Origin of the sequence: Salibacter sp. (assembly GCF_031581065.1) — a bacterium.
Taxonomy (GTDB): domain Bacteria; phylum Bacteroidota; class Bacteroidia; order Flavobacteriales_G; family Salibacteraceae; genus Salibacter.
This window is the reverse complement of record NZ_JAVLBN010000002.1, coordinates 89,172-103,875: the sequence shown is the minus strand read 5'-3', so window position 1 is coordinate 103,875 and position 14,704 is coordinate 89,172. Positions and strand designations below refer to the sequence as shown.

Here is a 14,704-nt window from a genome sequence, read left to right as displayed (position 1 = left end):
AACTTTCTTAATTCAGTGCATTTCCTTTAAATTCGCATCAGAATTTCTCGACATAAATTCAATTAAACTCAAGAAATAATGGCTTACGATTTAGTAGTTTTAGGTAGTGGTCCTGGCGGTTATGTAGCTGCCATTCGTGGCTCTCAGTTAGGAATGAAGGTAGCGGTTGTGGAAAAAGAATCGCTCGGTGGAATTTGCCTTAACTGGGGCTGTATTCCAACAAAATCTTTACTCAAAACAGCAAATGTTTATGAATACATGAAGCATGCTGATGAGTACGGATTATCAGGAAAAGAATTTGATAAAGACTTTAGCAAAGTAATTTCCCGCAGTCGTGGAGTGGCCGATAAAATGAGTAACGGTGTTCAATTCTTGATGAAAAAGAACAAGATTGACGTTATAATGGGTTACGGTAAACTCAAAGGGAAAAATAAAATTGAAGTAGAGAAGGAAGACGGCAAAAAAGAAACTGTAGAAGGTAAGAATATCATTATCGCTACAGGAGCCAGAGCTCGTGAGCTTCCAAATCTTCCTATCGATGGCAAGAAAATTATCGAGTACCGTAAAGCGATGTCACTTGAGAAACAACCTAAGAAAATGGTGGTTGTTGGATCAGGTGCCATCGGCTCTGAGTTTTCTTATTTCTACCAGTCAATGGGAACTGAAGTTACGCTTGTAGAATACATGCCGCGCATTGTTCCTGTTGAAGATGAAGAAGTATCAAAACAACTTGAACGCTCATTCAAGAAAATGGGTATGAAGGTGATGACGAATTCATCAGTTGAAAGTGTTGATACTAAAGGCAAAAACTGTAAGGTTAAAGTTAAAACTAAAAAGGGCGAAGAAACTATTGAAGCTGATATAGTACTTTCAGCTGTTGGTATTCAGGCTAATATTGAAAACATTGGTCTTGAAGATGTTGGAGTAGCTACTGATAATGGAAAAGTTGTTGTCAACGATTTCTATCAAACGAATATTCCAAATGTATGGTCTATCGGAGATTGCGCTCCTGGTCCGGCACTTGCACACGTTGCTTCACATGAAGGGATTATCGCTGTTGAGAAAATGGCAGAGATGAATCCTGAGCCAATGGATTACGGAAATGTACCGGGTTGTACATATTGCTTCCCTGAAGTTGCATCAGTCGGCATGACTGAAAAAGACGCAAAAGAAGCAGGGTACGATCTTAAAGTTGGTAAATTCCCATTCTCAGCATCTGGTAAAGCATCAGCAGCAGGCCACAACGATGGTTTTGTGAAGTTGATCTTTGATGCCAAATACGGTGAACTTTTAGGAGGTCACATGATTGGGTACAATGTAACAGAAATGGTTGCTGAACTCGTTTCAATTCGCAAGCTCGAAACAACTGGTCACGAGATCATCAAAACTGTTCACCCACACCCAACAATGAGTGAAGCTATCATGGAAGCTGCAGCAGCGGCTTACGATGAAGTAATTCACATATAATAAGAATTCATCATTATTTAGTCATAGCATTACCCGGTCGATTATTTCGATCGGGTTTTTTTATGCCTATTCAGAACCCTCAGCCTCGTTGAATTCATCGATATTTACTCCGCATTCAGGGCAAAAATGAGCATCTTTAGGAGTATAGGAATATAAACACTTGGGACAGGTTTTATAGTCTTTTTCTTTTTGCGCTTTATTCATTTCAACCGATACAATTCCGGTTGGTACAGCGATAATTGCATAACCAAGTATCATCACAAATGATGCGATAAATTGCCCCATAGCTGTTTGTGGAGAAATATCGCCATAACCAACTGTTGTTAACGTCACAATTGCCCAGTAGATACTTTTTGGGATGCTGTTAAAGCCGTGTTCAGGACCTTCAACCATGTAGAGCACCGTACCGATAATGGTTACTATTGAAGTCACAGTTACCATGAAAACGGTAATTTTAAACCTGCTGTTTTTTAATGCTTTTGATAGAGTTTCAGCTTCGCCTATGAAACGGGTTAGTTTGAGAATTCTAAAAACCCTGATGAGTCGTAAGGCTCTGATCGTGATAAGGTAAGAGGATCCTGCAAAAAAGAATGCAATGTAAGTGGGAATAATAGCCAACAAATCAATCACTCCCATGAAACTGATAGCGTATTTGCCTGGCTTGCTTGTGATGATTAACCTGAGAATATATTCTATTGTGAAAAGTCCTGTTAGAATCCACTCAATCATTAATAAGGTAGATCCGTATTCAATTTTAATGTAACTAACCGTTTCCAACATAACGGTGAGGACGCTGAATAAAATAGCGATAAGCAGAATAATATCAAATAGCTTACCACCAGGAGTATCTGCTTCATAAATAACAGTAAACCATCTTCTACGCCAACCGCTTTTGGGTTTGTATCTACTGCTCCTGCTGCTCATCGTTAGTAACGTTTAAAAATGCGAATTGTAAAATATTCGCTCCCATTTTAAGGGCTTCCCTGTGAACTTGTGGCGGATCGTTGTGGACTGTTGGGTTTTCCCAGCCATCACCCAGGTCAGATTCAAAAGTGTAATAGCAAACGAGTCTTCCCTCGTGGAAAATACCAAAAGCCTGTGGCGGTTTGCCCTCGTGTTCGTGGACTTTTGGAACGCCCTCAGTCAATTCAAAATGTTGATGATAAATCGGGTGGGAGGCAGGTAATGGAACGAACTCTTTTTCCGGAAAAACCTTTTTGATTTCTCTCCTTATGTAAGGATCCATTCCGTAATTATCATCGATGTGTAAAAAGCCGCCACCCAGCATATAATTCCTGAGGTTATTGGCTTCCTGGCTGTTGAGGATGATGTTTCCGTGACCGGTCATGTGAACGAATGGATATTCAAATATTTTTGGACTTCCTACTTCAACAATAGCCTGCTCAGGATCAATGGTCAGATCCAATTCCCGATTGGTAAATTCGATGAGGTTTGGCAGTGATGTTTTGAGATTGGCATACCAGTCGCCTCCTCCACGGTACTTGGCTACAGCAATTTGGAAGGATTGGCTCTGACCGTAAAGTACAGCTAATAAAAAGAGTAGGCCCAAAAAGATTTTTCTCATATTCATTTGGCATTTATGTGTGCAGCATTACAGGCGAAGACGGCTGCAGTCTCTGTTCTCAAACGAGAGCCGCCTAAACTCAGAGGCGTAAAGTTAGCATTTTGAGCCAAACTGACTTCCTCCTGTGTGAAATCTCCTTCTGGTCCAATCACGATTGTTAACCGATCAGGGGTTTTGATGTTTTTGACATCGGTTTTTTCACCCTCATAACAATGTGCAATATATTTGTTTTGCTCCTGTGCTGTGTTTTCAATAAAGTTTGAAAACGTTTGTAGTTCATTGATTGTAGGTAGGGTGAATTTGTGAGATTGCTTCATGGCAGATTGCAGTATTCTCTCACAGCGATCCATTTTGATGCGCTTTCGCTCGCTGTTGTCAGTCAAAATAGGGGTGATTTCATCGATTCCCATTTCTGTAGCTTTCTCTAAAAACCACTCAAAACGATCGATGTTTTTAGTTGGAGAGACAGCCATGTGAAGGTGAAAATTCCAGGTTTTTTCTTTTTGGTCAGATCCTAGAACAGTAAACGTACATTTTCTGAAATTGGCGTCTTCAATTTGGGCTGAGTAACAGAATCCTTTTCCATCAGTGATGTCGATTTTATCACCCGCTTTCATTCTGAGTGATTTAACCACATGTCTGCTGTCCTCTGGGGAGAGGAAACCGTGATCATCTTTTATATTTTGAGAAAAGAATAAACGCATGATTTAAACTTTGGTACGAAGTAACAAAAAAGGGGCTACTCATGAGCAGCCCCTTAACTTTATATAAAATGAAAATTGTTAAGCGTTTTCATTCACTTTAGGAGCTCCTGCCATGATTTCAGCATTAGCGTAATCAGAGAATTTCTCAAAGTTGTTCACGAATTTTTGAGCCAGGTTATTGGCTTTTTTGTCGTAAGCATCTTTATCTTCCCATGTTTCACGAGCATCCAATACTTCTTTAGGCACACCGGGAGACTCTATTGGATACTTCAATCCAAAAACGGGATGTTCTTTGTAGTCAACATCTTCGAGCTCACCGTTTAATGCGGCTGTTATCATTCCGCGTGTATATTTGAGCTTGATTCTGGAACCAGTTCCGTATTCACCACCGCTCCAGCCGGTATTCACGAGCCATACGTTCACTCCCGCATCTTTCATTTTTTTACTGAGCATTTCAGCATACACAGTTGGGTGTAGCGGCATGAATGGCGCGCCAAAACAAGCTGAGAAGGTTGTTTGTGGTTCAGTAATACCAGCTTCAGTTCCGGCAACTTTTGCAGTATATCCAGAGATGAAATGGAAAGCAGCCTGACCCGGAGTGAGTTTTGATATTGGAGGAAGTACACCAAATGCATCACAGGTTAAGAAGAAAATGTTCTTTGGGTTCTGACCACGAGATGGTTGTTGAATATTGTTGATGTGATAGATCGGGTATGAAACACGTGTGTTTTCAGTAACCGTGCTGTCAGAAAAATCAACTTCATTAGTCTCTCCTTTAAAACGAACATTTTCTAACAGGGCACCGGGTTTGATCGCATTCCAAATGTCAGGTTCGTTCTCAGCAGAGAGGTCGATTGTTTTGGCGTAGCAGCCACCTTCAAAATTGAAAACGGTGTTGTCTTCACTCCATCCGTGCTCATCATCACCAATTAACTGGCGGTTAGGATCAGCCGAAAGTGTTGTTTTTCCTGTCCCTGAAAGGCCAAAGAAAATTGCGGTGTCTCCTTGTTGTCCAACATTTGCTGAACAGTGCATAGAGAGCGTATTCTTTTGGTGTGGAAGGATGAAGTTGAGGGCGCTGAAGATTCCTTTTTTGATTTCGCCAGTGTAGCCTGTTCCTCCGATAAGCGCAATTTTACGCTTGAAGTTGAGGATAGCAAAATTTTCCTGACGCGTTCCATCTTCATCTGGATTAGCATAAAAACCGGGTGCACATACAACACTCCATTCCGGATCAAACGATTTAATTTCATCTTCACTGGGGCGGAGGAACATGTTGTGCGCAAACATGTTTGACCACGGGTATTCCGTTACAACTCTGAGATCCATTCTGTAATCAGGGTGGTCACAAACATAACTGTCTCGAACGTAAATTTCTTTGTCGCTCAGGTAATTAACTACTTTATCGTAAAGCTTGTCAAACTTGTCAGATTCGAAAGGGATGTTGATGTCTCCCCACCAAATAGCGTCTTTCGTAATATCGTCTTTAACAATAAAACGATCTTTAGGTGAACGACCGGTAAACTTTCCTGTATCAACAGTGATAGCGCCAGTACTTGTTTTAGTGGCCATCCCTTTGTCGATGGAAATAGTTGCCAGTTCCTCAGATGTTAAATTCCAGTGAGCATTTGCTCCTTTGATTCCGAGTGATTCTACTGTAGCATTTTCTGCTTTCAGTCCTTTTTCAGCCATAATTGATATTTGATGATTGCGATTGTATTAATTTTCGTTGTACAAACCACTGTATTTTATTTGAGTTTGTAAACACGATTAATTCTTTGATTTCTTTTTCCCTCTCATGGGAGCAATAATTAAATATGCCCAGCCAATGATAAGTGAGACTCCACCAATTGGCGTTATTGGTCCCAACATAGCCAGCTCAGGAGTATCGACTAAATTCCTTATAGAAAGCAAATAAATAGAGCCACTGAATAAGATTGTACCGACAAGCCAAAACCAAAAAACTGTTTTGATTGCCCCGTCACCCATTTTACCTCTAAGTCCAGTCAAGGCTAAAAAACCAATTGAGTGATATATGTGATAATCATTACCGGTTGTAAAACTATCCAGGTTTTTTGGCGTCAGTGATTCACTGAGAGCGTGTGCTCCCATTGCGCCAAGTGATATGGCAACAGCTCCAGATACTCCGGCAGCTATTATGAGCGTTTTTGAATGCATAACCCAATTAAAAAGGCTGCTTTTAGGCAGCCATTTTCGTTAAAAACAAAGGTAAGTATTATTGAAAAGAACCTCTTTATATCAAAACTCTTTTATCAACAGTTATTAACAATTTTATAATCGTTTACCGGTATTTTCTTGAATATATCGTTCAATATCAGCAACTGTTTGTGGATACTGGAACGCTGAAAAGAGCTCGCTAAAATTCTCACGATCATAGAGGTAACTGTATGCGAACTTGGCTAATTCTTCCTTTTCATGTTCATCCTTAACCAAAACTAAAATTGGTTTAAATTGATCTACTGTTAAGCATCTTGATGAAACAAAAGATCTTATTTTGAAAATCATGGGAGCTTCAATTTCCTGAGCCTTTAGATTGTTTAGTAAATTCTCATGTTCACTTTCGTCAACAGGCCAGGCACAGCCAAGCTTTCCGTCATAATTTGGCATGTGATAATAACGCTCACTAAATTCATTCACATCAGAAGGTTTGAGTGTTTCATAAAGCTCTAGTTGGTGTTGACCTTTTAACGTATCAACTTTCACCTTATATATATTGCTTTTGCCCGGTTTAGGTTTTACAGTTTCGTTTAATATAGGTTGAGTGATATCTCTGAATTCAATCTTCATTTGATAATCGGTCAGAACCAAATCGTGTGCCTCCACTTTTGATATGGGTATCTTATTGATTTGCTCGCCATTGAGGTAAAGATAAAGGGGGTGCTCGATATCTGATTGTACCGTAATAGCTGTCGGTTGTGCGATTCCAACCATTACCCAAAAAAGAAGGGTTATTAACGTTGTTGATAATTTATAAAGGCGATTCATTAAAATTTATATTTAAGTTGTTTGCTTTGTTGAGAACGAATAGTAAAAATTAAAACATAAATATGCGTAATATTTTAGTCATAGGGGCTGGAAGGTCTACTTCTTCGCTCATTAAGTACTTACTTGATAACGCCAAAGAACAGGATTGGTTCGTGAAACTTGTTGATATTGACATGGGCATGGCCAAAGATAAAGTAGGGGACCACCCTAATGCTGAAGCTGCTGAGCTCAATATTGAAAACGACATACAGCGCGTTTCAATGATCAGCGAGGCTGATATTGTCGTGAGTATGCTACCGGCATATATGCACACAAAAGTTGCTAAGGATTGTGTAGCACTGAAAAAAAATATGGTGACAGCCAGTTACATTTCTGAGGAAATGAGAGAGCTGAACGATGAAGCTGAAAAAGCTGGCGTATTGATCATGAATGAAATTGGAGTAGATCCCGGTATCGATCATATGTCTGCAATGAAAGTGATTGATGAGATTAGAGAAGATGGCGGTGAAATGGTTCAGTTTGAATCCTTCACTGGCGGACTCGTAGCACCTGAGAGTGATAACAATCCATGGAATTATAAATTCACGTGGAATCCGAGAAATGTTGTGCTTGCCGGAGCTGGTGGAGCTGTGAAATTTATCCAGGAAGGAAAATACAAGTACATTCCGTATCATCAACTATTTAGAAGGACTGAGATTATCGAAGTCCCTAATTATGGCAACTTTGAAGGTTATGCGAACCGCGACTCTTTGAAGTACCGTGAAATTTACGGACTCGATGATATTCCTACACTATTTAGAGGAACCTTCAGGAGACCTGGTTTTTGTAGAGCGTGGGATGTTTTTGTGAAATTGGGAGCAACTGATGATGGTTACCAGATCGAGGATTCTGAGGATATGACTTACCGTGAATTCATCAACTTGTTCCTGGCTTACAATCCGCACGACTCTGTTGAGTTGAAGCTGATGCACTATTTGCGAATCGATCACGATGATGATATCATGCATAAACTTGAGTGGCTGGGTATTTTTGAAAATGAAAAAATAGGAATCAAAAATGCCACACCAGCTCAGGTTCTTCAAAAACTTCTCAGTTCAAAATGGCAACTAGAGTCTGATGATAAAGACATGATTGCCATGCATCACATCTTTGGCTATCTAAAAGATGGAGAACGCAAACAAATGGAATCGAGCATGGTGAAAATTGGCGCTGATCAAACATACACTGCAATGGCGCAAACTGTAGGGTATCCGGTAGGTATTGCAGTAAAATTGATTCTCAATAAAGAGATTGACCTCAAAGGTGTTCATCTGCCTATCGACAAAAAGGTTTACACACCAGTTCTTAAAGAGCTTGAACAGTACGATATTACATTCCTGGAAAGAGAAGTTCCTTACAAAGAAGGCTAAACAAAAATAGGAGAGGGAGCAATCCTTCTCCTTTTTTATAAAAACGGGTGAAACGAGTTGGTCAGATCCGTATATTGATCATGAAAACTCCCATCTTCATTCTTCAATATCAACTCATCCTCATCATGATTTTGCTTTCCATTAAGCGAAAAGCGAGCTAAAATTCGTTTAGGGCTGCTCTTTAGCCTGTCTTTTACTTTCGTAACCCTGCTGAGAGAAAAGCCACTCTGCCCACCAGCTCTCATTAAGTCTTCAATTCTTTGAATGGGTAATATCATTTGCACGTCTCCCTTTTTGGTCAGAACCGAAGCCGACTTTTCAAAAAATGCATCCAGAGACATTAAATCATCATGCCGGGCAATTGATAGTTTTTCACTTTTGGTACTGTTTGTAAAATAAGGAGGATTAGAAACAATGTGATCTATTTCATCCATGTAGTCAGATTTGAGAAAATCTTCATTAATACAGGACAAACGATTACAGAATTTGCTGTTGGCAAAGTTATAATTTGCCAATTTAGCTGATTCGGGATCTATTTCTATACCTCTTATAATAGCATCTGGAAACCGTTGAGCAATCATGAGTGATATTATGCCGGTTCCTGTTCCAACGTCAAGAATTCGGTTCTGACCAATACTGGCCCATGAACCCAACAAAACAGAATCTGTCCCAATTTTAAAAGTGTTGGAGTTTTGCTTTACATTGAACTGTTTAAAGCGAAACATTTAATCGTTCAAATAGAGTTCGAGAAGTCCATCTGGCGGATTGAGGATTAGTGTTTTATTTTCTCGATCAACATTATCGATGAAATCGTCAACACAAGGAATCATGATCTCCTGTTGATTATCGTTTTTGATCACAAACACTGCATTTCCGAAACTTTCAATGATATTGTCGATAGTACCAATGACAGATTGATCTGTTGATTCAATAGCCTTGAAACCAATGACTTCGTGGAAATAAAATTTGTTCCCAGTTAGAGTAGGAAGAATTATCAAAGGGAGGAAGAGGAGTGAACCAACGAGGCTTGCTGCATCATCCTGGTTATCGATTCCTTCAAATTTTGCTCTCGCTGTTCCTCGATTAGAGAGTTGATATTCTTCCAAAAAAAAAGGAACCAGTTTGTCGTTGATTTCGACAAAAACTGATTCCAGTTTTGAGTAATTTTTAGGAAAATCAGTATCTAAATGAAGTGTAACTGCTCCGTCAAATCCGTGCTTTTTAGCAACCCATCCGAGTTGGAAGCAGTCACTCTTATTCATGAGCTTATTCTGTTTTTTCGTCTTTTTTCTCTTCTTCCTTAGCTTCTGCTTCTGCTTCTGGCTTTTCTTCAGTTTTAGCCTCTTCAGCAGGTTTTTCTTCTACTTTAGCTTCTTGTGCAGGAGCCTCTTCAGAACCTTCTTCAGTAGCTGTTTCTACTTCTTGCTCTTCAGCAGATGCTTCAGCGTTGCGAGCTTCAATTTCAGCTCTGCGCTTTTCGTTGCGTTCAGCTTCAGCTTTCAACGCTTCTGCTTTGCGTTTTTCAGCTTCTTTTTGAACACCTTCAGATTGCTTGGCAATTTTCGCTTGCTTTTCTTCGAGCCATTTCTCGAATTTAGCATCAGCCTGCTCTTGTGTTAGAGCTCCTTTTTTGACACCACGGTTGAGGTGATCTCTCATTAGGACTCCTTTGTATGAAAGGATAGCACGACAAGTATCACTTGGCTGTGCACCTTTTTCAATCCATTTAAGGGCTTTGTCGAAATCGAGGTCGATCAAAGCTGGATTTCTTGTTGGATCATAAGACCCGATTCTTTCGATTAAGCGACCATCTCTTTTAGAGCGTTGATCAGCTGTTACGATGTGATAAAATGGACGGGCTTTTCTACCGTACCTTTGAAGTCTAATTCTTACTGACATATTGTTAGAATTATTGGTTGGAGTGCGAAACTCCGGTTAATAATAAAAATTTGGAGTGCAAATATCTGACTTTCTTTTGAATTGAGAAGGTTGTAACAACATTTTTTAAAGAAAAACGAAAACGATCCCAACTTTATAGTATGACTTAACGTGTATATTATCGATTAGGATTTAGGGTTAGTTAACATAAAAAAGCGGAAAGGTACCCCCATACCTTTCCGCTACTAATCGAAAAACTTGGAACCATTGCTTCCCAGCATAGAAACTGGTCGGCTATTGTGACGATAAAAGTAGAAAGTTTTTTTGAAACACAAAACCTTTAACCAAATTTTATTTGCTTTATGTTTTTTTGTTGAAATAACATGAATATTTAACAAAGTCTTTGGACTATATTCTGGTAGATAGTTTTATTTTTTTGTTAAATTAGGCTCCAATTAATCAATCCCCTAATTTAACAAATATGAAAAAGTTAACTTTTAATTTAGTATCCATATTATTAATCTGTTCATTTTGGATGGTTGAATCGAAAGCCCAGAATTATAATTTTGATAATTTAACTTTGGGTTCATCAGGTTCATTGGCAAATGGTTGGACGTGTTCGCCTTCTTTGACGGGACAATATAGATGGGAAGTGGGCTCAGGTTTTTCTTCCGGCACATCTACCGGACCTTCAACAGCTTTCAATGGATCAAATTACATGTTCGTTGTATCAAACGATGCACCCGGGCCAGCAACCACGAATACAGCTACTCTTGAGAGTCCTTCTCAGGATTTAACCTCATTTACTAATCCCGGATTTGGCTTTTGGTATTACGGAAACGGAGCATCTTATTACGATGTAATTGTTGAAGTGAATACAGGAGGAGCAACATGGACACCTATTGACACAATTAATTTACCCTCTCATATCAACCGAAACCAAAGATGGAAGTACAAAAGGTTGGATTTATCGAGTTATAACACAGCTAATACAAAAGTTCGTTTTTCTGCTGATTCTTATCAAACAGGGCGAGGCGACTTCGCAGTTGATAATTGCACTTTTGTAGAAATGCCTTCTGAAGATGCAGGTCTTGACGGAGTAACAGCCTCCAGGCCTTATTATCAAATTCCATATCAGCAGGCAGATTCAATTAATTTTATTGGAAATTTAACGAATTATGGAACGAGTTCAACTTCAGTAGGAGCCACTGCTAGTTTTACTTCTGCTACAGGAAGTTTTTCTACTTCATCTAATTCTACTTTAGCAAGTGGTAATTCTTCGAGTCTAACAACTTCAGCATTTTACCCTTCTGGAACCGGTAGTTACGATGTTGAATTTTTACTAAATACTGCCGCATCTGATACTTTTGAAAATAATGATACCCTCAATTATCAATTTAATGTTACTGATTCAGTTTATTCTTTAGAAAGAGGTAACTTCTCAGGAGGTATTGGTTTTACAGGTGCAACGGGTAGATTTGGCCAAACATTTGAAATATACAATACAGATACTTTGACTTCTGTTGATATTCGTTTAGAAACACCTCAAATGGGAGATACCATACGTTTCTACTTATATGATGTGTTGAATAACACTCCATCAACTCTCATAGACTCTAGTGATATTTTTGTTATTCCGTCAGCATCTCCAGGGTGGTACACTGTTGAGTTTACCTGTAATAAGGAGTTGACTCCAGGTCAATACTTTTTTGCTGTTGATCAACGCAATACTAATAATTTAGGTTTTGGGTTTACTCAGGAAGGCTACGTACCTAATATTTGCTATTACAGAGTTCCAAATGGTGCCTGGACACCTTTTGAAAGTTCAGGATTTCAGGTAGTACTTGGCATAAGGCCTGTATTTGGAGATGCATCCTCAAATCAGTTTACAGTTGATTTAGGTCCTGACTCAACTTACTGCCCAACTGAACCTTTAAACTTGAATTTGGATGCTTACGTCTTTGGGGGGAATTATTCCTGGAACAATAACTCAACTTCACAGAGTATTACAGTTGATACTTCAGGAATATATGCTGTAACCGTTTCAAAATGTGGTGTTTCGTTATCTGATACTCTTGAAGTTATAGAATTACCAACGGCAGACGTTGAGTTAGGGCCTGATACTGGTTATTGTGTTGGAGAAGCTTCAGGGTTTAGCATTCCTGTTTCTCTAAATACTCCCGGAGCTTCATACAACTGGGCGAATGGTACGCAAGGGGGCACTTTCACGATTGATTCAGCAGGAACTTATACTGTTTATGGTGATTTGAATGGATGTGTTGATACTGGTTCAATTAGTGTAATAGAAGTACCTTATTTAACAGAAGCTACATTTGGTGGAGATACTGCTTTTTGTGGTCAAAATGCCAATATAGGATATACGCTCAATGCTCAGAATCCTGGAGCTGATTTTAATTGGCATGATGGTTCATCCGGACAAACATTCTTCGTTGATGATTCTGGAACATACAGTGTGACAGTAACTCAGGATGGGTTTTGTCCTGACTCATTTACTAAGACATTAAATGTAATCAAGCAACCTTTTCCTGACGTATCGCTTTCTGATACTTTTTGGTGTACCGGAAGTGACCCAATTATCTTGAGCCCGGGTGTTGGTTACGATGATTACAACTGGTCAAATGGAGATACTACTGAAACTATTGAAGTAAACTCTCAAAATACATATAATGTGACAGTTTCAGATATTTACGGCTGTAGCTCTAATGCCTCAGCTCAGGTAGAGGTGAGACAGGGTATCAACATTAACCTCGGACAGGATATTGATACTAATACAACCGTAACTATTGGGGCTAGTGGTAGCTTCTCCAATATCATTTGGTCAACAAATGAAACATCACCAACTATTGATGTTGATGAGACTGGTACTTACTGGGTAGTTGTAACAGCAAATAATGGTTGTACTGCAACTGATACGATCAATATTACTATTGAAGATGAAACTGGTATTTCAGATCTCGGTAAAGGGTCACTGAATTTATACCCTAATCCGGCTAGAAATGCATTTACACTCGAAGCTATAAATCTCGATGGTGTTTGGAACATTAGACTCAATGATATGAATGGCCGTGAGGTTCTGACCGATAAGAGATCTATAACAGGCTCTCAAAAGAATACGTTTGATGTGTCTGATCTTACACCGGGAATGTATTTCCTTAGCCTTCAAAATGGACAGGATATGAGGATTCTGAAAATTATGATAGAATAACGTAATAGACATTTGTTGATAGTTATGCCGCTTCAATTTTGGAGCGGCTTTTTTGATTCTGTAGAGAATGCTTAACAATACTTAACAAGATGAATCTCATACGTTTTGCATCGTCTTGTATGTATAGTACCTATGCATCACATTATTAAAATGAGAGTTATATCTCGTTAATAAAAAAATATATTATGATAGTACCTAAAAAGACACTCGGAACGTTATTCGTTTCACTACTTGTTGTTGGAACTAGCTATGGACAATTAGATCGCCAGCACCAGCAGCAAAGACAACAACAGCAGCAACAACAGCAGCAGAGAATGCAGATGCCTCAACAGGGTCAGGCACCGGATGTGGATGTCTCTGATGCTGAGTTTAAAAAGTTTGCAAATGCTTTTCAAGATGTACAAACGATTAATCAGGAGTCACAAAAGAAGATGAAAAGTAAGATTGAAGAGAATGGAATGGATGCTACTCGCTTCACTGAAATTCAACGAGCTAAGCAAAACCCAAATCAATCAGCTAACGTATCTCCTGAAGAAAAAAAGAAAATGTCTAAGATAAGTGCTGAATTGCAGCAGATTCAAAAGAGTTCTGAAAAGAAAATGAGGGCGAAAATCAAAGAAGCAGGACTAACGGCAAAACGTTATCAAGAAATCGCTATGGCACTTCGCCAGGATCCTGAAATGCAACAGAAACTCAAATCTATGATGAGTTCTGAAGGATAAATGAATATTTCCTTTGGTTAGGAATTAGGAAAGTCTCATCGTTACTATCGGTGAGACTTTTTTTAGCTCAAATTGCTCAGCTTGTTTCTCAATTTTTGAAGTGTAACTAAAAACTGAATTGTGAAATAGATTAATACAGCTGCTGCCGGAATGCGCATATACTCCCAAATGACAAAATTTTCTGATAACTCTGCATAGCCTGCTGTAACCATTACCAAAAAAAGTAAAATTGCTGCAATCAGGTGCTTTTTTAAAAGTTCTTTGTTGGTCAGACCCGAAATAAAATTCTCTATTTCTGTATTCTCAATTTCTTTTTTTAATTCATTTCTATCTTTTAACCTTTTTATTTTTTGAGCTATCAACAGATCAAAAGTCATCCTCGGTAAATTAACTTGAAACACACAACTGAACAGGATAATCAATGTTGCTGAATTCCATTCAGACAGATTTCCAGTCAAATAGCTTTGCACAATTATATAACCAGATAGTATGAGGATGGTTGGATAAATGATAACATTGGGCCATACCAATATTTTGAGGTATGTCGTTCTTTGGGAAATATCTTTTACTCTTTGACCTTCCCAGGTTGGTTTGTACGATTTGAGAATATTTTCAAGTGTCATAATAGCGGGTGTATTCGTGAATATCATTGATTTTGTAAAAATATAAACTTTTCCAACATCAACTTAATAGCTGCTTTACTACAA

Annotated in this window: 14 protein-coding genes; 4 read left to right on the top strand and 10 right to left on the bottom strand. The window is 38.8% G+C overall.

Annotation, left to right across the window (positions count from 1 at the left end; genetic code table 11):
* Positions 1–78 precede the first annotated feature (78 nt).
* The gene (lpdA, locus tag RI557_RS01110; RefSeq protein WP_409079657.1) at positions 79–1,467 is read left to right on the top strand and encodes a dihydrolipoyl dehydrogenase; all 1,389 of its coding nucleotides are present in this window, start codon (positions 79–81) and stop codon (positions 1,465–1,467) included.
* A gap of 66 nt (positions 1,468–1,533) precedes the next feature.
* Here the strand turns inward: lpdA and RI557_RS01105 are convergent, their stop codons facing one another.
* From RI557_RS01105 to RI557_RS01080, 6 genes are all read right to left on the bottom strand, one after another.
* A complete protein-coding gene (locus RI557_RS01105) occupies positions 1,534–2,391 on the bottom strand; it encodes an ion transporter (protein ID WP_310667198.1) in 858 nt (285 codons plus the stop codon).
* Entirely contained in the window at positions 2,372–3,052 is a 681-nt protein-coding gene (locus tag RI557_RS01100; RefSeq protein ID WP_310667286.1) for a DUF4159 domain-containing protein, read from the bottom strand. The genes RI557_RS01105 and RI557_RS01100 overlap by 20 nt, the downstream gene beginning before the upstream one ends.
* Positions 3,053–3,054: 2 nt before the next feature.
* Positions 3,055–3,756, bottom strand: coding sequence for a 16S rRNA (uracil(1498)-N(3))-methyltransferase (locus RI557_RS01095; RefSeq protein ID WP_310667199.1), 702 nt, complete (start codon positions 3,754–3,756; stop codon positions 3,055–3,057).
* A 78-nt stretch (positions 3,757–3,834) separates the two neighbouring features.
* On the bottom strand, positions 3,835–5,448 hold the full coding sequence (gene pckA, locus RI557_RS01090; RefSeq protein ID WP_310681530.1) for a phosphoenolpyruvate carboxykinase (ATP): 1,614 nt from the start codon (positions 5,446–5,448) through the stop codon (positions 3,835–3,837).
* A gap of 78 nt (positions 5,449–5,526) precedes the next feature.
* A complete protein-coding gene (locus RI557_RS01085; RefSeq protein WP_310667201.1) occupies positions 5,527–5,934 on the bottom strand; it encodes a DUF423 domain-containing protein in 408 nt (135 codons plus the stop codon).
* Between the two features lie 114 nt (positions 5,935–6,048).
* The gene (locus tag RI557_RS01080) at positions 6,049–6,762 is read right to left on the bottom strand and encodes a DUF4476 domain-containing protein (protein ID WP_310667202.1); all 714 of its coding nucleotides are present in this window, start codon (positions 6,760–6,762) and stop codon (positions 6,049–6,051) included.
* A gap of 62 nt (positions 6,763–6,824) precedes the next feature.
* Here RI557_RS01080 and RI557_RS01075 point away from each other — a divergent pair, with 62 nt between their 5' ends.
* Positions 6,825–8,171 (top strand): saccharopine dehydrogenase C-terminal domain-containing protein, encoded by a 1,347-nt coding sequence (locus RI557_RS01075; protein WP_310667203.1) that lies wholly within the window; start codon positions 6,825–6,827, stop codon positions 8,169–8,171.
* A 35-nt stretch (positions 8,172–8,206) separates the two neighbouring features.
* Here the strand turns inward: RI557_RS01075 and RI557_RS01070 are convergent, their stop codons facing one another.
* From RI557_RS01070 to RI557_RS01060, 3 genes are read right to left on the bottom strand one after another with little or no spacing between them, the layout of a single operon-like run.
* Complete coding sequence (locus tag RI557_RS01070; protein ID WP_310667204.1) at positions 8,207–8,896, bottom strand: methyltransferase; 690 nt, start codon at positions 8,894–8,896, stop codon at positions 8,207–8,209.
* Positions 8,897–9,433: a ribosome maturation factor RimM gene (gene rimM / locus RI557_RS01065; protein WP_310681528.1), complete on the bottom strand. Its 537-nt coding sequence runs from the start codon at positions 9,431–9,433 to the stop codon at positions 8,897–8,899.
* 4 nt (positions 9,434–9,437) lie between these two features.
* Positions 9,438–10,070 carry a 30S ribosomal protein S16 gene (locus RI557_RS01060; RefSeq protein WP_310681526.1) on the bottom strand — a complete coding sequence of 211 codons (633 nt, stop codon included), beginning with the start codon at positions 10,068–10,070 and terminating at the stop codon, positions 9,438–9,440.
* 460 nt (positions 10,071–10,530) lie between these two features.
* On the opposite strand from RI557_RS01060, the gene RI557_RS01055 reads away from it, so the two are divergent.
* Positions 10,531–13,275, top strand: coding sequence for a T9SS type A sorting domain-containing protein (locus RI557_RS01055; protein WP_310681523.1), 2,745 nt, complete (start codon positions 10,531–10,533; stop codon positions 13,273–13,275).
* 185 nt (positions 13,276–13,460) lie between these two features.
* Positions 13,461–13,997: a DUF4168 domain-containing protein gene (locus tag RI557_RS01050; RefSeq protein WP_310667209.1), complete on the top strand. Its 537-nt coding sequence runs from the start codon at positions 13,461–13,463 to the stop codon at positions 13,995–13,997.
* 62 nt (positions 13,998–14,059) lie between these two features.
* Here RI557_RS01050 and RI557_RS01045 read toward each other — a convergent pair whose 3' ends face one another.
* Positions 14,060–14,620, bottom strand: a complete 561-nt coding sequence (locus RI557_RS01045) for a hypothetical protein (RefSeq protein WP_310667211.1) — start codon at positions 14,618–14,620, stop codon at positions 14,060–14,062.
* Positions 14,621–14,704 lie beyond the last annotated feature (84 nt).